Below are 22,140 nucleotides of genomic sequence, written 5' to 3' on the forward strand. Positions count from 1 at the left end.
TGTTAGTTAATGACGTTGTGTGCTGTTTTATGAGCCAGACATGGATGATCGATCCGCTGATTAATCTGCACCCCCCAGTCTCCAAGTTTTGCTTTCGGTGCTCTTGCATCAGTCTGTCCCATATATTCAAGAAGCTGTGTAGCCACTTCGAAAACACTGTCGACGACAGGAAGATGGGCACCAATTATTTTAGAAATAGAAGCAGGATCGATATCAACATGGATAATGCTCGCATGAGGACAGAATTTATCTACGTTGTTAGTTACGCGGTCGTCAAAGCGTGCACCTAAGGCCAAAATACAGTCTGAATTGTGCATAGCTTTATTGGCTTCTAACCTACCGTGCATACCTAACATGCCGACAAACTGCTCATGAACAGACGAGAATGCACCTAGTCCCATTAAAGTGGAAGTAACAGGTGCATTGAGTTTCTCAGCTATCTCAGTAACTGATTCACTGGCTTCGCCAATTATTGCTCCACCACCAACATATACAATGGGACGCTTTGCTTCCAGTAAAGTTTTTACTGCTTTTTTAATCTGTTTGCTATGTCCTTTAAGCGTCGGATTGTATGAACGCATAGTGACGTCATCAGGAAACTGGTATGGATATTCTTCTAAAACATTTACGATATCTTTAGGTAAATCTACTACCACCGGACCTGGGCGGCCTGTATTAGCAATGTAATAAGCTTTAGCGATAGCCATAGGGATATCAACTGCACGTTTAACCAAAAAACTATGTTTAACGATAGGTCTGGAACAACCCACCATGTCCGTTTCTTGAAATGCATCTTCACCTATGTGCTTAGTCGGCACTTGACCCGATAACACGACCATCGGAATAGAATCCATGAACGCGGTGGCAATGCCTGTTATTGTATTGGTAGCACCTGGGCCCGATGTAACTAGCACTGTACCTGTTTTACCCGTTGCTCTGGCATAACCATCTGCCATATGAGCGGCAGCTTGTTCGTGACGGACGAGGATATGTTCGACATCATCTTGCGCGTACAACGCATCGTAAATATCAAGCACGGCACCGCCTGGATAACCGAACACATGTTTTACCCCTATATCTTTTAGCGTTCGCACAACCATTGCGGCGCCTGACATCATCTCCATCAGAATCACTCCAAAAATTTAATAATTAAAAACGAAAATGCACTATACGTGAGCAATTAGAAAATTTAAACACAGGAATAGACAAAAGAGAGATATTCATCCCAATATAACCCTAAATTAGGATAAACAACCTAATATTGGGCTTTTTTATATATTATATTAGGATGAAATTACATTTAATTAACAACTGACCTATTCAATTTCAACTTCAATATCTTCTTGCTCATTTATATTTCCAGCATCGTTGACACTTGTCGAACAATGATTTCCATAAACACTACCCAGTTTTGGGCGATTAATTCGCTTTTGATATTTAACCCAGGCTTTTTCTGTTACTCCTTCGGGCTCTTTGCTTCCAAAAGCCGCAGCTAACATTCCTTCGTCCTCGATGGTTTGGGGTTCAATCTGGCCATCTACTAAGGCCGCAATGATACAACCATGTTGGGCTAAGGCTTTGCTTTCACTAATGGAAAAATCTCCAGAACGAGAAAAACCATAAGGATAATTTTTCAGATCGCTAAATATACGCTTTACTAAGTAATCTCTGCTAAGTTTTGTCATCACAACACCCATAAAATAAGTTAACAAGATTAAAAACATCGGTTTAATAAAGACGTTATATGAAAAGATAAATAAACCAGTGATGTCGCCTTTTGTTACCTGCTTTATAATTTAAAACAAGAATCTGTCAACTGTTTTTATATAAATTTTTTAATTCAAATGCTGGATATTCCTAATGAGTCTGAAAGCTAAAAAAGTCCTTTATAAATCACATATAAACCTATACCACTTCAAAGTGGCAAATTAGCTGAGCTATCGAGCAATGAATGACTACTCAACACCATCATGTATACCATGCCGACTTTTGGATATGCTGCGTCATAAGCCTTATTTGCGAAACGTGCAAGCCGCGCAATGCTTTCTGGGATGTATCTGTGCTCTGTCGATGTCACCCAATACCTCAGTCCCAGCAAGACTCACTGCAGCTAATGCCTGCACAGAACAAACCGAAATAGACACATCAACTCTAGCCATAGTGACCTGCAGAGGGCCATCAGACATCCAGACAAAAAACGGGTCATTCCGGTGATGCTAGAAGCAGTATATAACACCGATGGTAGCCGAAAGCAGGTCTGTGAGTACAACGCACCGAAGCGTTTTATCGAATGACTCAAACAAACCCATACCCGGCCGAGTCTGTACTGTGTGGCTAAGGGTTATTCTACCGCCAGCCGATGATAGAATAGGCTCCAAGGCTTATTTGCGGGAGAAATTTCGGGTAACCACTCGTATCCTGATAATGGACTCATGAGAGCATTTGATGAACTTACGGTTAAACGAAGACAACTACCAGGTGACAGCGGTCAAAATAATCCTAAGAGGGACAATGTAAAACTAATACACTTAGCAGTGTAAACTCACGCGTGCCTTTGGTGTAGAAACAACGAAAGCAATGATTGTCATCAGCGGAAATCTGTACTGAGAAGAAAAACAGACACAAAGCAGACCATTGACTGCTTTCGCCGAGAATTCCTGTCCATTAAGCCTTGCGCTGTTTTTTGTGATTAAATAAATGACCTAGTACATTCCTGCAAAAGTGGCCACTTCTTCACCTTCTTCACAAAACCTAAAAGAACCTCACTTCTTAATGCAGAAAAAATAAGGTTTGTTTGGTTTTACTATGTATAGAATGTTAGCTCTTTCACAGAACTAACTTCTGTTATTTACGGTTTTACCATTCTTCAAAAGAATAAGTGAAACGAAGACCGATAGTTCTTGGTCTTAGCAGGTTAGTCACAAAACTTCTAACAGTCGCGCCATCAACGGTTTGATTAATCAATGGCGTTGATTGCACCCCTGTTTCAGCAAACTTATCAAACACGTTATTCACATAAGCAGTAACGGTCCAATCATTTGTGAGATAAGTAATACGAGCGTTTGCTACACCAAAACTAGGCAGTGTATAACTTCCGCCAAGGCCACCAGTACGCGAAAGAATATCGCTTTGCCAAGCAAAATCGCCACTATAGGTCAACTCTGCGTCGTTAGACAAGCTCTGGTAATATGTAGCTGACAACGAGACCTGATTTTCCGGTGAGCCAGGTAATCTGTCGCCTGCAGAGCCATCTATGAAGTCTGCCCCAAAGCCTGGAGGAGTAATTGTACGTATTAATGAAGGCACATCTTTAGATAGTTCACTGGTAGTTTGACTGAATGAACCTCTTAGGTTTAGATTATCGGTAGCATTCCAATTGAAAGTGGCCTCTAAGCCCTTGGATTCTGCACCATTAGCATTTATTGTAATAGGTATAGAAGCATTTACCGTTGCTGATGATAGCTGGTTGTCTTCCCACTTAATATAATAAATAGCGCCATTTAAGGTAAGGCTTCCGTCTAACCAACGACTCTTTACGCCAAGTTCATGGTTGCGTGTGGTATCTGGCCCATATGAACGTTCATCAAACTCTGCAAAATCGTCAGGACCCGGGCCAAATTGCTGCCCTGGTGCTAGGTTACAGTTCCCCTGCGCCGCGTCAGGATCATACGGATCGCATTCTCCGCCACCGTTGCCGCCACCGATACGGAAACCCTCGCTGATAGTAAAGTAGGCATTGAGGTCTTCATTGAAGACATAAGAGGTGTTGAATTTAAATAAACTACCATCATCTTTTTGGGCTAAATCAGGATCAAAGTCTCTTGACTCAATTTCATCTAGGCTCGCTGCCACAAAGCCGGAATCAAAGAGCGGGAAACGAGATTTGTAACCGCCAACCGCGTTGTCGTGCTCCCCTTGGAGTCGCATAACAGGTGTTGATTACTTAAAATATTGGTACTCTATCATTGGAGCGGGAAACGAGATTTGTAACCGCCAACCGCGTTGTCGTGCACTCCTTGGAGTCGCATAACAGGTGTTGATTACTTTAAAATGTTGGTATTCTATCATTGGAGCGGGAAACGAGATTTGTAACCGCCAACCGCGTTGTCGTGCACTTTTTGGAGTCGCATAACAGGTGCTGATTACTTTAAAATATTGATACTCTATCATTGGAGCGGGAAACGAGATTCGAACTCGCGACCCCAACCTTGGCAAGGTTGTGCTCTACCACTGAGCTATTCCCGCATAATTTTACTATTAACGCTTTAAACTGTGGTTGCCCAAAGCGGAGGCGCATTCTACAAAAATAAGAGGTCTATGCAAGCACTAAAGCTCATTTTTATGTTTTTTTTTGCAAATTAACTCAAATTGATGAAATAGCACGCAAGCAACGCACAAATAACACACAAACATTACGCAGTTATTCATGCATTAAATTAAATAGTGAAGACATGTTTACGGTAATAAACCATTTCGGCGATAGATTCACGAATGTCATCAAGCGCCAAATGCACGCCTTTTTTATGAAAACCACCAAGCAATTCTGGTTTCCAGCGGCGAACTAATTCTTTTATTGTGCTGACATCAACATTTCTATAATGAAAGTATTGCTCAAGTTCAGACATATACTTGACTAAAAAACGACGATCTTGGCCAATGGTATTGCCGCATAGTGGTGATATGCCTTTGGGAACAAAACCTTCTAAGAATGCGATGGTTCTTTGTACTGCTTGTCGTTCGTTGACTTCACTATCACGACAGCGTTTGGTAAGACCTGAATTCCCATGAGTATCTGTACACCATTGATCCATTCCGTTAAGTACTTCATCAGGCTGATATATCGCTAATACGGGTCCTTCGGCTAATATATTAAGATCCTTGTCTGTGACTATGGTCGCAATTTCCAAGACTACATCGGTCTCAGGCTCTAACCCCGTCATTTCCATATCGATCCAAACTAGATTTTCGTTGTTTACTGACATGCAGACTCCTAAACTAAAATTATTGGACAAACAACAAATACATTAAAAATTTGGTATCCGCCGCATCAAACGGTAACATGATACTTGAAATGGTATTAATTACAGCAAAGATAAAACGTGGCTAAAAAACCAAAGTTAACAGACAGACAGAAACGACAAGTTTCTGTAAACCGCTCGAAGCGTCTTACAAGTGGTGCTAAGCCAAACGAAATTGAAGACAATCAGTTTGGTGAGCAACAAGGCGGACGTGTAATAGGCCGATTTGGTAAACATGCAGATGTTGAGGACCAGTCCGGGATAGTTCACAGGTGCCATATGCGGCGAACTATTAACAGTGTGGTATGTGGCGATGAAGTGTTGTTTAGGCCAGGCAAAGATCAGTCGTTATCGATCAGCGGTATTATTGAGATTGTCCAAGATAGGAAGTCTGTTCTCACCCGTCCTGATTTTTATGACGGGGTAAAACCTGTAGCTGCTAACATTGATCAAATAATCATAGTGAGCTCGGTGCTACCCAGTTTATCCCTAAATATTATCGACCGATATTTAGTAGCAGCAGAAGATGTAGATATTACGCCCGTTATATTGCTAAATAAAGTTGAGTTACTAGACTCACAACAACTCATTGAAGTTGAAAGACAACTTAACATTTATCGTGATATTGGTTACCTGATTGTTTACACCAGTTGCAAAACCTTGACTGGTCTTGATGAACTTGCCATATGTCTAAAAGATAAGGTAAGTGTGTTTGTTGGTCAGTCGGGTGTAGGGAAATCAAGTTTAATTAATGAACTATTGCCCGAAGCAGACGAAATCATTGGGGACATTTCGGATAATTCAGGATTAGGTCAACACACCACAACTACAGCAAAATTGCTGCATTTTCCTGCTGGCGGGGATTTAATTGACTCGCCCGGAGTCCGTGAATTTGCTTTATGGCATCTACCTGCAGAAAGACTGACTAATGGTTTTAGAGAATTTAGAGACTACTTAGGTGGCTGCAAATTTCGAGATTGTAAACATGGTAATGATCCAGGCTGTCTTATCAAAGCGGCGGTCGAAGAAGGTAAAATAAGCCCTCAACGCTATCAAAGTTATCATAAAATATTGTTGAATATGGATGAGTTGCGTCCAGCACACACGAAGGTGTGAATTTCTAAAAATTAATGACTAAATTAGCCTGTAAAATCTACTAGCATATAGCCTATTAAACTTAGTTAAGAGCAAACTGCCAAGATTATTACGGTACACTCCTATCGTTAAAGTTAAGCTACAAGGAAAGCTACTTTGTTTGATTCGTTAAAAATTGCTTTGCAATATATCACTCCAAAACATTTGTTATCACGTTTGATCGGCATGCTAGCTGCAGCAGAAGCTGGTGCAATGACAACAGCCATTATTAAGCTCTTTATTAAACAATATAAAGTGGATATGTCTGAAGCACTCGACTCTGATCCAGAATCTTACTCATCATTTAACGCTTTCTTTACTCGCCAGCTTAAAACTGACGCCAGGTCGATTTGCCAAGACTCACAACAACTTGCTTTGCCTGTAGACGGGGCAGTTAGTCAGCTGGGTGATATTGAGCACGATGCTATTTTTCAAGCTAAAGGCCATAACTATAGTCTATCTTCTTTGCTAGGTGGTAAACCTGAACTTGCAAAACCATTTTTAAATGGTAAGTTCGCTACGATTTATTTGTCTCCTAAAGATTATCATCGAATACACATGCCTGTTGATGGACAACTTACCGATATGATTTATGTGCCCGGCGAGTTGTTTTCAGTTAGTCCTCTTACTGCACAGAGAGTACCTGGATTGTTTGCTAGAAACGAGCGAGTAGTGGCTATTTTTGATACCGAAATAGGTAAAATGGCTTTGGTTCTAGTAGGTGCAACAATTGTTGCAAGTATCGAAACTAAATGGGCAGGTACTGTGTCACCTCCGGCTGGTAAAAACGTGCAACATTGGCAGTATCCTGAGCAAGGTGACAGTTCGGTGTTTATCAAAAAAGGTGAAGAAATGGGCTTATTTAAACTCGGGTCAACCGTAGTAGCGTGCTTCGAAGCTAACATGATAGAATTTGCTGAGCTAAGTGCAGGAGATGTTACACGTCTCGGTGACGTCTTCGCAAAAATAACGAAGTAGAAATTCGTGGACCCCGTTAAAAAAAGTCTCTGGTCTTTACACTTTACTATGGTGCTGCTTGGAGCTACCGCATTATTTTCTAAAATTCTCCCCTTATCTGCAGTAGATATTACGTATGGCCGTGCAGGCATTGCCTGCATCATGTTGTTTGGCATTGTTAAGTTATTTAAAAAATCCATCTTATTGGACTGTAAAAAAGATTATTTTATTGCTTTGTTTCTAGGTTTGTTGATGGCAGCTCATTGGGTCAGCTATTTTGCTGCTATGCAGTACTCATCAGTATCGGTGGGGATGATAGCCTTATTTACTTTTCCAGTAATGACAGTACTCTTAGAACCTTTTTTTGAGGGAATACGTCTAGTTTGGCAAGATGTGGTGAGTGCCATTGTTGTTCTTTTTGGTATTTTCTTAATTGTGCCAGAAATTTCTTTAGAAAATGAAATTACACAAGGTGTGTTAATTGGTGTGTGCTCTGCGGTTCTTTATTCTTTTAGAAATTTAGTTCACCGGAAACATTTTTCACATTACTCTGGTGCCCATGCAATGGCCTATCAAACTTTGGTGATTTTTGTCTCTCTTAGTTTTTTTTCAAGTGATGAATTGTTTAAAGCAAGTCAAGAGACTTACATAGGACTGATTATACTCGGCACATTTTTAACCGCAGTGCCACATGCTTTAATTGCTGCAAGCCTTAAACATCTGCGTGCTAAAACATTCTCCCTTATTGCTTGTATGCAACCACTTTACGGTGTAGGACTTGCCATATTAGTATTAAATGAACAGCCAAGATGGCAAACCATAATCGGTGGATTATTGGTGATTTCTGCAGCTATTTATGAAACGATTAATGCCCAGAAACTCCACAATAAATAAATACTATGCTGATATTTGCTCATAGAGGGGCCAGCGCTGATGCCCCCGAAAATACATTATTAGCCATTGATTTAGCCTTAACACAACAAGCTGATGGCATTGAAATAGATATCTTTCAACTAGGCGATGAATTAGTAGTTATTCACGATAGATGGATAAAGATAACCACCAAGGGAAATCGTGCATTAACAGATTATTCCCTCGAAGAATTACAAGCATTGGACGTAGGCCAAGGTCAGTTTGTGCCAACACTTTGGCAAGTGTTACAGCGTGTGCAGGGACAATGTTTAATCAATATTGAAGTTAAAGGAGTGAATGAATTATCACTGCTCAATGCGTGTATTAACAAAGCCATAAATCAATTAAATTTTGAACCTGAGCAATTTATGGTTTCGTCCTTCAATCACCATCTTTTGCTAGCGTTTAAAAGCATTGCGCCCGCAATAAGAACAGGGGCGTTAACTGGAAGTTATCCACTGAAATACGCGCAATTTGCTCAAGAATTACAAGCGTATTCAGTTAATGCTGATATTAGTTTTGTCGAACAAGCTTTCGTAAAGGATGCACATAATCGTGGGCTAAAATTTTTTGTTTACACGGTTGATGAACCTGAAGACTTGCTCAGGCTGAGGGCTTGGGGAGTAGATGCGGTGTTCAGTAATGGACCGGCTAAAGCTAAATTGGTGTTAGCGGCAGAAAATTAATCTATTCTAGAGATTCAAATTGTTGGATATCTGCAAAGAATAATTTAATAAATAAATCACATTTTCGATAAAGGCATATTACTTAAATGATTTACTTATTTTAGGTTGTGAACGCTTAATAATATTAAGAACTAGCACATCCAGAATCACAATCTTGGCAGCTCTGGCATAATTTCAAATTAACAATGTGTGCGCCAATAATTAGTAACGCTCCTACAGCAATAGTAAATGGTTCATAGGACTCGCCAAACATGTCTTTATTCCAATAGATGAGCCCACCTAAAACTAAACTATATAAAGGATAAAGCTGTCTGTGGTAGCGATAAAACCCAGAAAATAAGGCCCAAAAACCAACGATCATTGAAAGTGATAGAATGCTTCTTTCAAACCAACCTTGTGCAAAAAATGAGGCGCCAACAAAAGGAATAAGTGGAATAAGAATAGGTAACAACAAGCAATGCAACGCACACAAACTTGAGGCCCAAATGCCTAGCCTGTCTAACAGCGTTTTATCTTTACTTACTTGCATACGTCATTACCCTGAAACAATTAATTGTTATAATATAACATTTCATGAGTTTTGCAAGCCTTTGATGGTTAGAATTTGATATAAATCAGCGGTAAGTAAAAATTTCAAGATAGAACAAATCAAAATCTACTTGGTCTTTGCAATATAAGGTTGGCCGTATATTTTTTTAGAGCCAAATCCTAATATAATGAATACAGAGAATGTAGCGAATGTAGTGTACTAAAATTCTACCTCCGACCAAGAACTTAGATGCTGACACTGCGATAGGTAATGTTTTCATTGAAAAGTGAGGGAAAACTAATAAACCCTTCCCTACTAGACGTTGAATACTGTTAAAAGTGCCGCTCATAGACTTGTAAGTAAATATAGACCCGCATCCTCAAGCTTTACAATACCAGTTATTAAGCGATACACCCCAACGGTAATAGCCAAAACCAAAAAGCAGACCAAGGCACAGCTGCTTGAGTGGCAAAAGGTTCGACTTGGACTGTGCCAATTAGAATCACAACTATCTCAGCCGATAGGATAAAATTAGTTCTGATGGCACCTTTTATTTTATTCTTTTCAAGTGCAACTAACTCAACATTAGGATCTGCAACAACAGCGAACTTTTTATATGTTCTTGTTCCAAATCGTAATTGGTGTACATCAATTTATGCGCTAGTTTTTCGACTCCCTCAAAACACCGGTATAATCCACCAATCACTAACAAAAATACGCTCATCAATAATACAGAAGACACCAGAATAAGTTTCTTTATAAAATAACCTTTTGCCACAGCCAAAACAACTGGAACTAAAGTTCTGCTTTCACACCGTTTACTTGTTCGGCATTTAGGGCTAAGTCGCCTCCTAATATGCCAGCTATTTTTTTGCGGTAACTTTAGACAAAATAGCGACATCACCCAGAATAGTGGCGATATCCTCTATAGGGGTAAGTAGATTTGCAACTGGCATAATATGTTCTTGTTGTAACACTTACCTGCTTTTACTTTTCATCGAGCTTTGGAACTTAGGTGCTGGGGAAATGGGTTGTGATTTTGTATTAGAATGATAAGCGTAAGTGGAACCTGAAGAAAGTACATCACTTAATTTAACCAACTCGATGCCGTGCTTTTGAAGTGTTTGCAAATGCACTTTCAAATATTCAAGGGTTTGTGGATAAGGATGGGCAATACCTACAGCGTAGCCATGCTTTTTGGATAAGCTGAGTAAACGATGGAATTGTTTATCAATTTGTTCGGAGCTAGGGATATGGTCAATAAATACATTACGTTTAGCACTTAACACACCATTTTTTTTAGCAATCGCTTCTGCCTTAGTATACCTAGTAGTGCGACTATCAACAAAAAATAGTCCTTGTTCAGACAAAAACTCCATGGTGACAGACATGGGTAATGTCAGTTGTGTCAGCCTACTGCCCATATGATTATTAACACCCACAGCATCAGGGACAGTAGATAGGGCTATTTTTAACATTTTTACGATTTGAGTGGGTGGCATATTAGATAGCAGCACATTTTTTTCTTGATTATTACCAGCCAATGATTCCATCGGCATATGTAAAATCACTTCTCGCTGTTGTGCTGTAGCCCGCTTAGAAAAAATCTTAGATAAGTGTTTATTAGGCAAGATCGCAAATGTCACATTAGACGGCAGAGTAAAAGCCATCGCATCTTTTTCATTATTACCCATGTCATCAATGATTAAAGCGATTTGCGACGCTTTTGCAGAGAAACTGATATACAAAAAACAACTAATTAGTAATAAACGCATGACTTCTTATTATTGTATTTGTCTATTTGTTGTTTTAATTATAAGCCGATGCAATATTTTTACTAGAGGATAATGGCTTAAAGTTGTTTGAAATTATAACTTTAGCCAATTAACAGGATTAATTGGCTTTCCTTTATGGCGTATTTCAAAGTACAAGTTGGGCCGACTTTGACCACCACTTTGACCTAACAAAGCGATTGCTTCACCAGCCTGAACAACCTCCCCAGCTTGCTTCAATAATGCTTGATTATGGCCATACAAGCTCATAAATCCATCACCATGGTCAAGCACAGTCACTAAACCAAAACCTCTAAGCCAATCAGAATAAAGTACTTTGGCATGATGAATGGCTACTACAGAATTACCCGCAATACCGTTTATTACGACTCCTTTCCATTTAATTTGTCCTTGCCTAAACCTGCCAAACATTTTTCTTAGGTTACCTTGCGCGGGCATTAACAAACGACCTCTAAAATCACTTAATCCATTTAAGGTGATGTCTAATTTATCAACTTTTTGTTGTGCTCGAGTTAAGGCTTCTAGTAAATTCTTTTCATTGATTTGTAATTGCGCAATTTTTACTTCATCAGATTCAATAGCGTTTTGCATCGATAAAAGGGTTTTTTCTCTGTTAATTTGATTTAATGTTAAAGTTTGTTGTTGCTCCAGCTGTTTGCTTTTTAGCTGTTTTAAATCGCTTTGATTTTCAATCAAATTAGCATTCACTTTTTGAAGATCTTTGACTAACAAATTAAAGTTGTCTATCTGTGACTTACGCGCTTTGTTCAAATATTGATAGTAAGTAATGGTACGTTCAAAATTAGCGGCATCTTGCTGATTCAACAACATTTTCGCAAAGTCATAGTTACCTGTCATGTAAGCGCTACGGATTTGCTTAGCTAATACTGATTTTTGCGCATCTAAGGATGTTAAGTAACCCTTTTGTTGTTTGCGCAGTTCAATCATTTGTTGTCGATTGTCGTTGAGGGATATCTCTGTTTTGCTCAGCTCTAAAGCAGATTGAGCAATCTGTAATTCAACAACTTTGAGATTGCCCTGGAGCTTTTTGGCAGCCTCTAGTTGTTGACTAATGTGCGCTCGTTTATTCTTTATTTGCTGCTGAATACTTTCAAGATCTGATTGTTCCTGAGCTTTTAAATTTGAGATAAAAAAGCAACATAATATGCAGCCGAAGAAAAGACTGTAAACCACGCTTTTCCCTTTAAAAAATGTATGTGCTTTTAATCTCAATTAATCAGACCAGTTTAACGATAGTAGTGCCAGTCATCTCTTTGGGTTGTTCCATCCCCATTAGGTATAACATAGTGGGAGCTACATCGCTTAATGTGCCTCCAGTCCTAGCTGTAGAATTTTTCCCAACATGAATAAAGGGAACAAGTTCGCTGGTGTGCGCAGTATGTGCCTGCCCAGTTTTTTCATCTTGCATTTTTTCAGCATTACCGTGATCAGCAGTAATCAAACAATCACCACCATTACGTTTTATTGCCTCAACAACCCTTCCAACGCATGAATCAACTGCCTCGCAAGCTTTAACCGCTGCATCAAAGTTACCGGTATGACCAACCATATCTCCGTTAGGATAATTACAGACAATAACGTCAAATTTTCCAGAATCTATGGCTGCAACTAACTTATCTGTCAGTTCAGCTGAATTCATTTCTGGTTGAAGATCATATGTCGCAACTTTCGGAGATGGGATCAAAATACGCTCTTCACCTACATACAAGTCTTCGCGACCCCCACTATAAAAAAAAGTGACATGGGCATATTTCTCAGTTTCAGAGATACGTAATTGAGTTTTATTATGCTGAGCTAACCAATCACCCATCACGTTTACTAAAGGCACAGGTGGGTATGCTGCTGGTGCATCAATACTTTCTGCGTATTGGGTTAAAGTAACAAAAGCGCCAAGCTCAATGTGTTTACCTTTATTGAACTCATTAAAATTCTTTTCAACAAATGGGCGACTAATTTCACGAGCACGATCGGCCCTAAAATTCATAAAGAAAACAGCATCTCCATCCTCCAATGGAACGGCTTCACCAATCACTGTTGCTTGCATAAACTCGTCATTTTCGTCACGTTTATAAGATGCCTCCAACGCATCAATAGCATTTGAAGCCACTTCATTACTTTTTCCATGAGCAAGTAGATTATAAGCAGACATGACTCTGTCCCAGCGATTGTCTCTATCCATTGCATAATAACGGCCAATTACAGTGGCGATTTTGCCTAAACCTAAATCAGCAAATACTGCATCTGCTGATTGTAAAGGACCTTTTGCGCTGCGTGGTGGTGTATCTCGGCCATCCAAGAATGCATGTAAATATAATTTTTTAGCACCCCGTTTGGCAGCCATTCTTAAGAAAGCGAAAATATGTTCTTCGTGACTATGCACGCCACCCGCCGATAATAGCCCCATGACGTGGACAGCCTTGTCAGCTTGAATGGCGACATCTAGATTTTCTATTAGTACAGGATTTTCAAAAAAGTCACAGTCTTCAATAGCTTTAGTTACACGAGTGAAGTCTTGGTATACCACTCGTCCTGCACCTAAATTAACATGACCCACTTCAGAGTTACCCATTTGTCCGGGCGGTAGACCTACGTCTAAACCAGAACCAGATATTAATGTGTTAGCATGCGTGCCACACAAACCATCTAAGATTGGTGTATTTGCATGAGCTATTGCATTGTTGTCCTGTTCTTCACGATGGCCCCAACCGTCTAAAATAATTAACGCCGTGGTCTTTTTGTTGTGACTCATGATCCAGTCCTTATCGGTAATCTATAAACAAATGTAATTATTAAATACTAGGTGTGCTTGTGATTGCAATTATTTAGCCTAGTTCGTTAGTATTGCACTAATGTTATCCTTACTAGCTATGCACGTCACGGCTAAATCATTTTAAAAAACCAAATGTATAACAATAAGTTATTCTTTGTCGAACGTATGAATCTACCCTAGGACTAGTTTCTGCACACAAAATCTATATACTTGGCCTCGTTTTTTTAAGTTACTCACCTCTAAGGGCCACCTGTTATGGATCAAATGGTAGAATTTGTTACTAATCACTATATTTTATCTGGTTTGTTTGCCGCACTTTTAGCGGCGCTGATATACACTACTGTGGCAAGTCAGCTTTCATCATTAAAAGAATTAAGCACACATGAAGCAACATTACTCATGAACAAGGAAGATGCGTATATTTTAGATATTCGTCCCGTGACGGAATTTAAGAAAGGTCACATCTTAGGCTCGAAGCAAATCAAAGCTGACTTAGTAACCAAGGGCGACTTTTCCACCCTTGAAAAATCGAAAAACAAGCCCATTATTGTTGTCTGCGCCATGGGTATGACGTCTAAACGCACTGCATCTCAAATGCTGAAAGCCGGTTTTGAAAAGGTTGTGACGTTAAAAGGTGGAATTAATGCTTGGCAGGGCGCAAACCTACCTATAACTAAATAATATTCAGGAAGTAAGAATGAGTAAAGTTGATATTTACACAAAAGGCCATTGCCCATATTGCCATCGCGCAAAGGCTTTGTTGACCAAAAAAGAAATTCATTTTAATGAAATTGAGATCGATGTGATGCCGAAGCTACGCGACACAATGATTGAACGATCAAAAGGAAAGTCGACTGTACCCCAGATTTTTATCAAAGATCACCATGTAGGCGGTTGTGATGAATTGTTTGCATTAGAAGCAAAAAACCAACTAGACAGTTTATTAGCTGACTAACAACTCAATTTAAGGATCTACTATGGCCGACGAAAATCAACCAAACGAAACTGCCGCTCAACCAGAATCTGCTCAAGGCCCTCAGTTTTCAATACAAAGAATATATACAAAAGATATTTCTTTTGAGACACCTAACTCGCCCGCTATGTTCCAGAAAGAATGGAAGCCAGAGGTGCAATTGGATTTGGATACGAAGAGCAACCCTCTTGGTGAAAATTTATATGAAGTGACACTGTCTGTCACAGTTACAGCAAAAATAGGTGAAGAAACTGCTTTTCTTTGTGAAGTACAGCAAGCGGGTATATTCGTAATTGGCGATATGCCAGAGCAAAATAAAGCTCAGATGATTGGCGCATTTTGTCCTAATACGTTGTTTCCATATGCAAGAGAAACCATTTCGAATCTAGTTAATCGTGGCACCTTTCCGCCCTTAAATCTCGCACCTGTTGATTTCAACTCTATTTTTGCAGCCTACATGCAAAAACGCGCACAGCAGGCACAAGATGCTCAAGATCAATCACCTCAAAAATTAGACGCATAAGTCGCTAGGATGTAAATTGAACTCGGTTTGTGTATTAGGGGCAGGATCATATGGTACTGCCCTTGCTTTTTGTCTGTCTCGCAATGGCGTTAAAACCGTTCTGTGGGGTCGAGATAAACAGCAAATTGAATTGATGACTAAAGATAGAAATAATCACAGGTATCTACCTGATGCTACATTTCCAAAAGAGTTATCTTTAGAGTCAGACCTTCAAAAAGCCATAGCCAGTAGTCATGATATTCTGGTGGTTGTTCCTAGCCATGCATTTTCTGATACCTTACAACAAGTCAAAAAATATCTGAAACCTGAACATAGAGTTATATGGGCAACAAAAGGATTAGAGCCTGAGACAGGTAGGCTTTTACAGTATGTGGCTGTAGAAATCTTAGGTAGCGAAACACCAATTGCTGCATTATCTGGCCCAACGTTTGCAAAGGAGATGGTTGCAGGGCTTCCTACTGCAATATCGCTAAGCTCAACAAATGAAAACCTTGCTATTGAATTTGCAAATAAACTTCATTGTTCCAAATCATTCAGGGTATATAGAAATGATGACTTCATAGGTATCCAGCTTGGCGGAGCTGTAAAAAATGTCATAGCCATAGGCGCGGGGTTATCTGACGGCTTAGGCTTTGGTTCCAATGCCCGAACAGCACTTATCACTAGAGGATTAACCGAATTAACCAGACTAGGGGTCAAAATGGGCGCCAAACAATCTACCTTTATGGGTATGTCAGGTTTAGGTGACTTAGTACTCACCTGTACAGACAATCAATCTCGTAACAGGCGTTTTGGTTTAGCTCTGGGTAATGGTCTAGGTATTCAAGAAGCCATGACTGAAATTGGACAAGTCGTCGAGGGTTATAGAAACACCAAAGAAGTCCATATCCTCTCAAAACGCATGGGAGTCGAAATGCCTATATGCGAACAAGTATATGAAGTACTGTACAACTATAAGCCAGCTAAAGAAGCCGCATTAACATTACTTGCAAGAAGCCCAACCTCAGAGTAGTGGTTCACTGATAGCAAGCGATTAAGGGACTTGAATATAAAAGCCGAACACTATTTATTGTCAACTGCATCAAAAGAATTCTTTCTTTTGTTTCAATGATTAATGACCAAGCATCCTAGACTACACTGGCTGGTTCAGCCAGCTCATCTTGTATTTTTCTACCTAAATGTCTAACGCCCGCAGGATTTGTCATGAGGCTGAAAGCGCTAGTGGTATATTTTAAAGCGCTACTGGCATCACCTTGCACCAAATATAGCGCCGCCATATTGTTCGACAGTTTCCAATTTTGCATCGCAACCAGTGCACAGGTTCGGTCCTTAATCATTGTATTACTATGTCCAAATGACTGGTTGCCAGCTTAAAGATTAGCGATACACTTTTACTGTTACCGGCCGGGCCGCTGATGTGTACTTTTCAGCCAACACTGCTATTTAATTGATACGGTCAGTTTTCAATAATATATTAGCCAGACACGTTACTGAGCTAAAGCTGGGTGACAGCTGATGGGTGAGTGTTGAAATTGCTAGCCGCTCATGTAATGGGACGTTCGATATTTCATTATTTGCCCCAACACAAATCACTGTGCCTCGGGTAACACTGGGTTGTTGCTTAACAAACGCAGTTTTTTTAGGCTGCTTCGTCTTGTTTTAAAGCAATTAACGCCGGAGCTTTAGCCAGTGGCAACACATCCGTCTGACGGGTTTTTGGGTCTAGTGACTCCATTATTTCTAATACTAAATCAAATAGGCTATTTTGCTCCAGAATAGACAATGCAAAGCCTGGTGGCTAACAAAAGTTAACCTCATAAATGCCTGCATTGCCGACAGGCTAATGGGGATAATTTTTGTTAGCCAGTACCATTAATTGAAATGCTAGCAGCCGCATAGCCGTCTTTTACACTAACAGCTTGTGCCGCAAAAACAGGCTGAGGTTATTGCTTGGTTTGATTTGTAATGTTTGGGTAGTCAACACTTAGGATTTTTTGGTATGTCTGATTATTGATAAGCATCGACATTATTTGGTGCTTCTGTCAGCTATTACTGTGCACTACTTTGGGCTTCTGGCATTGCATTACCTTGTACCAATAGCATAATAGAGGCCTTACTACTCACGTCATTTGCCTTATTACCTTAACTTGCTTCACCAGAATTGGATCCTATTTGGGGTAACACTAGTGCGTTGTTAGGGTCTAATTGGGCTTTTAAGGCTAAGGTTTGAAACCTTACGGCGGGATATAACACCGGGCTATTTCCAAGATAAGGCAATACATTACCAGCCGCTGCAAATTGTTGTTTTTGTTTCAATTGACAGGCCATAACATTACCAAATAGCAGATCATCTTCGGTCCCAAGGTCTTGGTCTAAATATTATAACTAAGCATTCATAAGCGAATCCAATTTCACCTAAAAAACCAGTAATACACGATTCAACATCATTATTAGGATAAAGCCCACAGCCGTGCGTAAATGACCATAAGCAGTTTCTAGATTGTCTAAATGATATGCAGATACACACCTTCACCAGATAATTAAATAGTGCTTTGAAAATATCAAAAATAGATATCTCTACGTAATATTTAGCGTCTTTATGTTCACCTTTTGCAAACACCAACAAAGCCTTGTGATGATTCGACAGTGACAGGCGTGAGATATTGCTTAGTAGCGCATCGACGAGCACAGTTGCAGCAGCCGTGTTTACATTTGCATGGTGATGATAGGCAGCAGAAACTAGGCGTGCCAGTACTGGGCCATAAATCCTGAAATTGCCAAAAATTATTATAGGCTTTGAACGGATTACGCAACGCAAAATAAAACTGCCCACCTAGCAAATACCCCAAGCATTGGCTGATACATCGCCAATAGTGTAGCTATCGCCTCAGCTCGCGTTTGGCAGTGTACGGGCATTTTAAAGATTCAAACTGGGAAATACTATTTGGAACTTGCTTTTGACCTTATTTGTACCGATTGCTGCAGTTGATGACTATAACTGTGAACTTACGCCTTTGGAAGTGGGGTGACGGTCAGGTTAATACGCTGTTCGGACTCCAAAACCTAGGGATGAATAAAACATTGTCGCTTGATGACTTAAAGTACGCAGCCAAAGAACTATGTAAATAATTGCGACGATTTTACATGCTAAATTGTTAGTAAAGTATAACAAATAAGAAGGATATCTTTTGCTTGAGTGGAATGAACAGCGCATAGACGAGATGTTAGACGGCGATACTCAGGCGCAAGCATGTTGTTATCGAGAGTTTTCAAGCACCATTTATACGACTATTAATAATATTTGTAAAGACAGAGCTCATGCGAGCGACCTTCTACAAGATACCTTTATTGACGCTTTTGAGAACTTAGCACAATACAATCGCAACTATATTTTTATTGCTTGGCTAAAGCGCATTGCGTTTAACAATACTTTAAATTTTATTAAGCGAGAAAAAATAGCGCACAAAGCGATAGAGTATTTAAAAGAGGTGCCAACCATAGAGTCATCTTTTAATGAATCTATCAGTCAAAGCAATCTATTAGAGTATCTACTAACGAAAGTAAGTGAAAATGAAAGGTTAATTTTATGGTTGTTTATTGTCGAGCAATATAGTCATGAAGAAATAGGAGAATTATTTTCTCAAAGTCCAAGCTATTCCAAATCAATCCTTTCTCGGTGTTTGCAAAAATTAAGAAAAAAATTGGAGGTTAAGCACAATGCACATAATTAATAATCGATTAGAAGATCGGTTAACGTCCGCGGAACAAGAGCATTTGAAATTTTGTGAACAATGTACTTTTGAACAACAAGCAATAAATCAACTTAAATGTTCAGTTGAAGAAATGAAACTATTACATCCACCTGAGAGTGATTGGCTGGCAATACAACAGCATTTAGCTAAAAAAAAGCAGGTAAAACGAACGTCATTTATGCAGTTTTTTATCAGTGCTGCAGCATCGGTATCCTTTATCGCTATCGGCTGGCTGACTTGGGATAATTATCAGTTACAAGGTCAGTTGGAGCACGTTTTGTATGTTAATCAAACTCTTGAATTACAATTGATGCAAAACGGTACTCCGACATTTAATCAAATCCAGTTACTTTCGAAAATAAGGCGAATTGATTTTCAATTATTTGATACAACAACATCATTACAAAAAATTTCATTATTGAAGCAGCGTCAAAAGTTGATGGCTGAGATGATCACTAATAAAAAAGGGAAGCACTATGAATACAACATCTAAATACTTTTTATTAAAAATACTTAAAAGCTCTCTAATAAAACTTTTTTTTGTATGGTCTGTCGCTTTTTCTGTAGCTGCGGACCAATGCGCTACGATAAATTTTTCGCCGTCAGAAAAAAATGGTGAAAAATTTGTAACTATAATTGCCGTTCATAATGATAAATTATTAGAAAAATATGAAAATAAAAGGGCTACTTTACTTGGGGAATATGACTATCCATTGGCTGAAGGTGAACATACCTTGGTTGTTGAACAGTGGCCTGTGAACGAATATAAAAGACTAAAAGACAATAATGAGTATTTACCTCTTAATACATTAATTCAGGTCGTACGTTTGAATGTTAGAGCGAATCAGCATTATCAATTTGATTTTTTGACAGGAGATGATAGTTCTAAGTCATTCAAATTGAAAAAGAAAACAGCTAAGCCATGTGCAGTCGAAGAGTATTATATATTAGCGGCTAAAGGTAAGTCCTCAGATGAAAGCGAGTCAAAAAAAAATGTATTACCTGAGCCCTTAGAATACCGCTTACGTCGCATTATGACAACCATAGGTGCCTACCATGAAGGCAATGGTAACAATGCGTTTAATAATATTATACCGACCAAGTTTAATAGTATTGTTGGGATCATATTTGATGAAAATTATGGTCTTAATGGTAAAGTACTAAAGGTACTTTCTGTATTTCCTTATTCGTTAGCAAGTAAACTTAAACTATTCAGCGGTGATCAAATAACTCATCTTAATGGTCAAAAAATTAAAGCTAGCAATAAATCACCCGAGCAGCTGTTTTTTGATTATTTAAGTACTTTATATATTGGCGAAAAAATAAAAATCGATATCATACGTAATAAAGTCCAGCAGTCATTGAACAGTGACTACGTGCCGATTATTTCACCAGAAGTGAAATATCATCTGTCTCAGGTGAGTGATGTTCAGAATATAAGACAAACGTTGATTAATTATAAAACTCTACCTGCAGTGATACAATTTGAGTTTGATCAATTGATGCTTGAAATGAGTGATTACTATCGAAATAAAGTCACTGATCAAGATGTTATATCAATTAGTCGAGATGAAACATTTGATAAGAGCATCGGTTTGTCTGGAGAAAAGGTATTTCTGCAAGATGAAGTGGGCTTGAGCATCACATATGTTGACCACAATAGTGCTGCAGAAGCATTTGGTTTGGAAAAAGCGGATGTTTTAGTAAAAATAAAAAATGAACAGATAACAGAAGAAAACCTAGGAAACTTAGTTGAGTCACTAACTAATCTAAAAGTAGGGGAAAAAATCTCGTTAACAGTTAAAAGAAAGGGGCAGTATTTGACTTTGACAGACTTTTATCAGCCTCATAAGTTAGTCGCCTTTAGTTTGGAAATAGATATACATTCTATTGATATTGCTAGCGTAACTTTGGATAGGATAAGAAAAAACAACAAACTTTATTACAGAGATAAGAGAAGGGGATTTGATAAGCGTTCTCGCTTTGACTATAACTTGAGAAACAAAATCCTAAAACCTTAGTCTTAATAATTTTGGCTTCTTAAAACATTGTTCCTGACAACAGTATTGTTTCAATTTTATGACCTCAAATCGACTGCAAAAAATAATATCTTATTGCAGCGATTTGCTTGAGGTAACCAGATCAGTATCATATATATTTACTTAAAACTTTTTATAATTGTCTGACCAGCCATCTTTTGCTTTTCTTTATGGGTTGTCTATATTAAGACTTAATTGAGCACAGAAGTTTGACTTAGGTGGCATAATCTTATTTATATTACATAAGAAATAGCAGTTCACCTTCACACTTTTTGGCAGTTTATTGATACTAATAATACGATACAGGCTCGATTTCAGGCTATGTCACGCTAAATAAAACGAGTTGTTGGTGTTTGGAGTAAGCCAGCTTGACTAAAGAATACGCTTGGTCGCGTTGTTAAGCACAAAGAGGATATTATCGTAGCGTAATGAGTGTAAAGAACGTCTATGTGGTTTGCCTGTCACGTTACCATTACAACAGGTGTCGAAATGGCTCATTACCTCTGTGTCCAACACAACCCTTCACAGGGATGTCGAGCACATATATCAACATGCCGTATCAATTAGCACTGCTTATGAGTTAACACACAAGTTTTGCCGTTAACGTTTATGCGTACGATACCCGCATCAATTATCAACGGTCGTTTAATAGCCCTAATAATATTCTTAATTCTTAATACTTGATGCTGCGATAGCTGGAATGATGGAAATAGTTGGAATGATGCGAATGCTCCATTCATCACCCCCTATGCTTTTGTGAACGAACACTAAGGATTAGCCGTCGCTCGTCATACATCATAATGATACAGCTAGGCTCTATCTTCTCACAATGAGCATAACAATTAGGATACGCCGTTATGTGTTTGTGTTTCCAGCGGTAGCCCATCCTGCCCCTTGCTTCCCTATCCCCTGAATATCCCTAATCAATAGACATAAAAAAAGGCCACCTGAAACAGGTGGCCTTTCTTATTATGAGGAGTCTGGCAGTGTGCTACTCTCGCATGGGGAGACCCCAAACTACCATCGCCGCTAA

The 22,140-nt window shown here is 39.1% G+C and carries 24 protein-coding genes, 1 tRNA gene and 1 pseudogene; 11 read left to right on the top strand and 15 right to left on the bottom strand.

The window, feature by feature from the left end; genetic code table 11:
* Positions 1-128: 128 nt before the first annotated feature.
* From QZ562_RS11020 to orn, 6 genes and pseudogenes are all read right to left on the bottom strand, one after another.
* Positions 129-1,124: pseudogene (locus QZ562_RS11020) on the bottom strand (thiamine pyrophosphate-binding protein); the annotation flags it as partial.
* Between the two features lie 192 nt (positions 1,125-1,316).
* The gene (locus tag QZ562_RS11025) at positions 1,317-1,685 is read right to left on the bottom strand and encodes a DUF413 domain-containing protein (protein WP_293759886.1); all 369 of its coding nucleotides are present in this window, start codon (positions 1,683-1,685) and stop codon (positions 1,317-1,319) included.
* A 327-nt stretch (positions 1,686-2,012) separates the two neighbouring features.
* Positions 2,013-2,159: a hypothetical protein gene (locus QZ562_RS11030; RefSeq protein WP_293759888.1), complete on the bottom strand. Its 147-nt coding sequence runs from the start codon at positions 2,157-2,159 to the stop codon at positions 2,013-2,015.
* Between the two features lie 697 nt (positions 2,160-2,856).
* A complete protein-coding gene (locus tag QZ562_RS11035; protein WP_293759890.1) occupies positions 2,857-3,927 on the bottom strand; it encodes a TonB-dependent receptor in 1,071 nt (356 codons plus the stop codon).
* Between the two features lie 243 nt (positions 3,928-4,170).
* Positions 4,171-4,245 (bottom strand) — tRNA-Gly (locus QZ562_RS11040).
* A 191-nt stretch (positions 4,246-4,436) separates the two neighbouring features.
* Positions 4,437-4,982, bottom strand: a complete 546-nt coding sequence (gene orn / locus QZ562_RS11045; protein WP_293759892.1) for an oligoribonuclease — start codon at positions 4,980-4,982, stop codon at positions 4,437-4,439.
* Between the two features lie 117 nt (positions 4,983-5,099).
* On the opposite strand from orn, the gene rsgA reads away from it, so the two are divergent.
* The 4 genes from rsgA (at position 5,100) to QZ562_RS11065 (ending at position 8,707) form a co-directional block, all read left to right on the top strand.
* Positions 5,100-6,134: a small ribosomal subunit biogenesis GTPase RsgA gene (gene rsgA / locus QZ562_RS11050; protein ID WP_293759894.1), complete on the top strand. Its 1,035-nt coding sequence runs from the start codon at positions 5,100-5,102 to the stop codon at positions 6,132-6,134.
* 135 nt (positions 6,135-6,269) lie between these two features.
* Positions 6,270-7,130 carry an archaetidylserine decarboxylase gene (asd, locus tag QZ562_RS11055; protein ID WP_293759896.1) on the top strand — a complete coding sequence of 287 codons (861 nt, stop codon included), beginning with the start codon at positions 6,270-6,272 and terminating at the stop codon, positions 7,128-7,130.
* Between the two features lie 6 nt (positions 7,131-7,136).
* Positions 7,137-8,003 (top strand): DMT family transporter, encoded by an 867-nt coding sequence (locus QZ562_RS11060; protein WP_293759898.1) that lies wholly within the window; start codon positions 7,137-7,139, stop codon positions 8,001-8,003.
* Positions 8,004-8,008: 5 nt separating this feature from the next.
* Positions 8,009-8,707: a glycerophosphodiester phosphodiesterase family protein gene (locus QZ562_RS11065; RefSeq protein ID WP_293759900.1), complete on the top strand. Its 699-nt coding sequence runs from the start codon at positions 8,009-8,011 to the stop codon at positions 8,705-8,707.
* Between the two features lie 124 nt (positions 8,708-8,831).
* On the opposite strand, the gene QZ562_RS11070 is transcribed toward QZ562_RS11065, so the two are convergent.
* The 6 genes from QZ562_RS11070 to gpmI all read right to left on the bottom strand — a co-directional run bounded on the left by QZ562_RS11070 (position 8,832) and on the right by gpmI (position 13,799).
* Positions 8,832-9,236 carry a MerC domain-containing protein gene (locus QZ562_RS11070; RefSeq protein WP_293759902.1) on the bottom strand — a complete coding sequence of 135 codons (405 nt, stop codon included), beginning with the start codon at positions 9,234-9,236 and terminating at the stop codon, positions 8,832-8,834.
* A gap of 401 nt (positions 9,237-9,637) precedes the next feature.
* A complete protein-coding gene (locus QZ562_RS21270) occupies positions 9,638-9,889 on the bottom strand; it encodes a DUF808 family protein (RefSeq protein ID WP_363315353.1) in 252 nt (83 codons plus the stop codon).
* Positions 9,811-10,137 carry a DUF808 family protein gene (locus tag QZ562_RS21275; RefSeq protein WP_363315352.1) on the bottom strand — a complete coding sequence of 109 codons (327 nt, stop codon included), beginning with the start codon at positions 10,135-10,137 and terminating at the stop codon, positions 9,811-9,813. The genes QZ562_RS21270 and QZ562_RS21275 overlap by 79 nt, the downstream gene beginning before the upstream one ends.
* 76 nt (positions 10,138-10,213) lie before the next feature.
* On the bottom strand, positions 10,214-11,011 hold the full coding sequence (locus QZ562_RS11080; protein ID WP_293759904.1) for a divergent polysaccharide deacetylase family protein: 798 nt from the start codon (positions 11,009-11,011) through the stop codon (positions 10,214-10,216).
* 93 nt (positions 11,012-11,104) lie between these two features.
* Positions 11,105-12,223, bottom strand: a complete 1,119-nt coding sequence (locus QZ562_RS11085; RefSeq protein WP_293759906.1) for a peptidoglycan DD-metalloendopeptidase family protein — start codon at positions 12,221-12,223, stop codon at positions 11,105-11,107.
* A 43-nt stretch (positions 12,224-12,266) separates the two neighbouring features.
* Complete coding sequence (gpmI, locus tag QZ562_RS11090) at positions 12,267-13,799, bottom strand: 2,3-bisphosphoglycerate-independent phosphoglycerate mutase (protein WP_293759908.1); 1,533 nt, start codon at positions 13,797-13,799, stop codon at positions 12,267-12,269.
* Between the two features lie 276 nt (positions 13,800-14,075).
* Between gpmI and QZ562_RS11095 the strand changes: the two genes are divergently transcribed.
* The 4 genes from QZ562_RS11095 to gpsA are packed head-to-tail and all read left to right on the top strand — an operon-like array spanning position 14,076 to position 16,328.
* Positions 14,076-14,501: a rhodanese-like domain-containing protein gene (locus QZ562_RS11095; protein WP_293759910.1), complete on the top strand. Its 426-nt coding sequence runs from the start codon at positions 14,076-14,078 to the stop codon at positions 14,499-14,501.
* Between the two features lie 16 nt (positions 14,502-14,517).
* Positions 14,518-14,775, top strand: coding sequence for a glutaredoxin 3 (grxC, locus tag QZ562_RS11100; protein ID WP_293759912.1), 258 nt, complete (start codon positions 14,518-14,520; stop codon positions 14,773-14,775).
* 22 nt (positions 14,776-14,797) lie between these two features.
* On the top strand, positions 14,798-15,316 hold the full coding sequence (gene secB / locus QZ562_RS11105) for a protein-export chaperone SecB (protein ID WP_293759914.1): 519 nt from the start codon (positions 14,798-14,800) through the stop codon (positions 15,314-15,316).
* A 16-nt stretch (positions 15,317-15,332) separates the two neighbouring features.
* Positions 15,333-16,328 (top strand): NAD(P)H-dependent glycerol-3-phosphate dehydrogenase, encoded by a 996-nt coding sequence (gene gpsA / locus QZ562_RS11110; RefSeq protein WP_293759916.1) that lies wholly within the window; start codon positions 15,333-15,335, stop codon positions 16,326-16,328.
* Positions 16,329-16,443: 115 nt separating this feature from the next.
* On the opposite strand, the gene QZ562_RS11115 is transcribed toward gpsA, so the two are convergent.
* The 3 genes from QZ562_RS11115 to QZ562_RS11125 all read right to left on the bottom strand — a co-directional run bounded on the left by QZ562_RS11115 (position 16,444) and on the right by QZ562_RS11125 (position 17,644).
* A complete protein-coding gene (locus tag QZ562_RS11115) occupies positions 16,444-16,653 on the bottom strand; it encodes a hypothetical protein (protein ID WP_293759918.1) in 210 nt (69 codons plus the stop codon).
* 302 nt (positions 16,654-16,955) lie between these two features.
* The gene (locus tag QZ562_RS11120; RefSeq protein WP_293759920.1) at positions 16,956-17,099 is read right to left on the bottom strand and encodes a hypothetical protein; all 144 of its coding nucleotides are present in this window, start codon (positions 17,097-17,099) and stop codon (positions 16,956-16,958) included.
* A 359-nt stretch (positions 17,100-17,458) separates the two neighbouring features.
* Positions 17,459-17,644, bottom strand: a complete 186-nt coding sequence (locus QZ562_RS11125; protein WP_293759922.1) for a hypothetical protein — start codon at positions 17,642-17,644, stop codon at positions 17,459-17,461.
* 860 nt (positions 17,645-18,504) lie between these two features.
* On the opposite strand from QZ562_RS11125, the gene QZ562_RS11130 reads away from it, so the two are divergent.
* From QZ562_RS11130 to QZ562_RS11140, 3 genes are read left to right on the top strand one after another with little or no spacing between them, the layout of a single operon-like run.
* Entirely contained in the window at positions 18,505-19,047 is a 543-nt protein-coding gene (locus QZ562_RS11130) for a sigma-70 family RNA polymerase sigma factor (RefSeq protein ID WP_293759924.1), read from the top strand.
* Complete coding sequence (locus QZ562_RS11135; RefSeq protein WP_293759926.1) at positions 19,034-19,561, top strand: hypothetical protein; 528 nt, start codon at positions 19,034-19,036, stop codon at positions 19,559-19,561. The genes QZ562_RS11130 and QZ562_RS11135 overlap by 14 nt, the downstream gene beginning before the upstream one ends.
* Entirely contained in the window at positions 19,545-21,089 is a 1,545-nt protein-coding gene (locus tag QZ562_RS11140; protein ID WP_293759927.1) for a PDZ domain-containing protein, read from the top strand. The genes QZ562_RS11135 and QZ562_RS11140 overlap by 17 nt, the downstream gene beginning before the upstream one ends.
* The last annotated feature ends 1,051 nt before the right edge of the window (positions 21,090-22,140 follow it).

This window comes from uncultured Paraglaciecola sp. (assembly GCF_913058035.1).
Taxonomy (GTDB): domain Bacteria; phylum Pseudomonadota; class Gammaproteobacteria; order Enterobacterales; family Alteromonadaceae; genus Paraglaciecola.

What these genes read in the sequence shown, in the direction of transcription:
- QZ562_RS11025 (WP_293759886.1), bottom strand. Translation starts at nt 1,685, where the DNA reads ATGACAAAACTTAGCAGAGATTACTTAGTAAAGCGTATATTTAGCGAT.
- QZ562_RS11030 (WP_293759888.1), bottom strand. Translation starts at nt 2,159, where the DNA reads ATGGCTAGAGTTGATGTGTCTATTTCGGTTTGTTCTGTGCAGGCATTA.
- QZ562_RS11035 (WP_293759890.1), bottom strand. Translation starts at nt 3,927, where the DNA reads ATGCGACTCCAAGGGGAGCACGACAACGCGGTTGGCGGTTACAAATCT.
- orn (WP_293759892.1), bottom strand. Translation starts at nt 4,982, where the DNA reads ATGTCAGTAAACAACGAAAATCTAGTTTGGATCGATATGGAAATGACG.
- QZ562_RS11065 (WP_293759900.1), top strand. Translation starts at nt 8,009, where the DNA reads ATGCTGATATTTGCTCATAGAGGGGCCAGCGCTGATGCCCCCGAAAAT.
- QZ562_RS11070 (WP_293759902.1), bottom strand. Translation starts at nt 9,236, where the DNA reads ATGCAAGTAAGTAAAGATAAAACGCTGTTAGACAGGCTAGGCATTTGG.
- QZ562_RS21275 (WP_363315352.1), bottom strand. Translation starts at nt 10,137, where the DNA reads ATGTCGCTATTTTGTCTAAAGTTACCGCAAAAAAATAGCTGGCATATT.
- QZ562_RS11080 (WP_293759904.1), bottom strand. Translation starts at nt 11,011, where the DNA reads ATGCGTTTATTACTAATTAGTTGTTTTTTGTATATCAGTTTCTCTGCA.
- gpmI (WP_293759908.1), bottom strand. Translation starts at nt 13,799, where the DNA reads ATGAGTCACAACAAAAAGACCACGGCGTTAATTATTTTAGACGGTTGG.
- QZ562_RS11095 (WP_293759910.1), top strand. Translation starts at nt 14,076, where the DNA reads ATGGATCAAATGGTAGAATTTGTTACTAATCACTATATTTTATCTGGT.
- grxC (WP_293759912.1), top strand. Translation starts at nt 14,518, where the DNA reads ATGAGTAAAGTTGATATTTACACAAAAGGCCATTGCCCATATTGCCAT.
- secB (WP_293759914.1), top strand. Translation starts at nt 14,798, where the DNA reads ATGGCCGACGAAAATCAACCAAACGAAACTGCCGCTCAACCAGAATCT.
- QZ562_RS11115 (WP_293759918.1), bottom strand. Translation starts at nt 16,653, where the DNA reads ATGATTAAGGACCGAACCTGTGCACTGGTTGCGATGCAAAATTGGAAA.
- QZ562_RS11125 (WP_293759922.1), bottom strand. Translation starts at nt 17,644, where the DNA reads ATGGCCTGTCAATTGAAACAAAAACAACAATTTGCAGCGGCTGGTAAT.
- QZ562_RS11135 (WP_293759926.1), top strand. Translation starts at nt 19,034, where the DNA reads ATGCACATAATTAATAATCGATTAGAAGATCGGTTAACGTCCGCGGAA.
- QZ562_RS11140 (WP_293759927.1), top strand. Translation starts at nt 19,545, where the DNA reads ATGAATACAACATCTAAATACTTTTTATTAAAAATACTTAAAAGCTCT.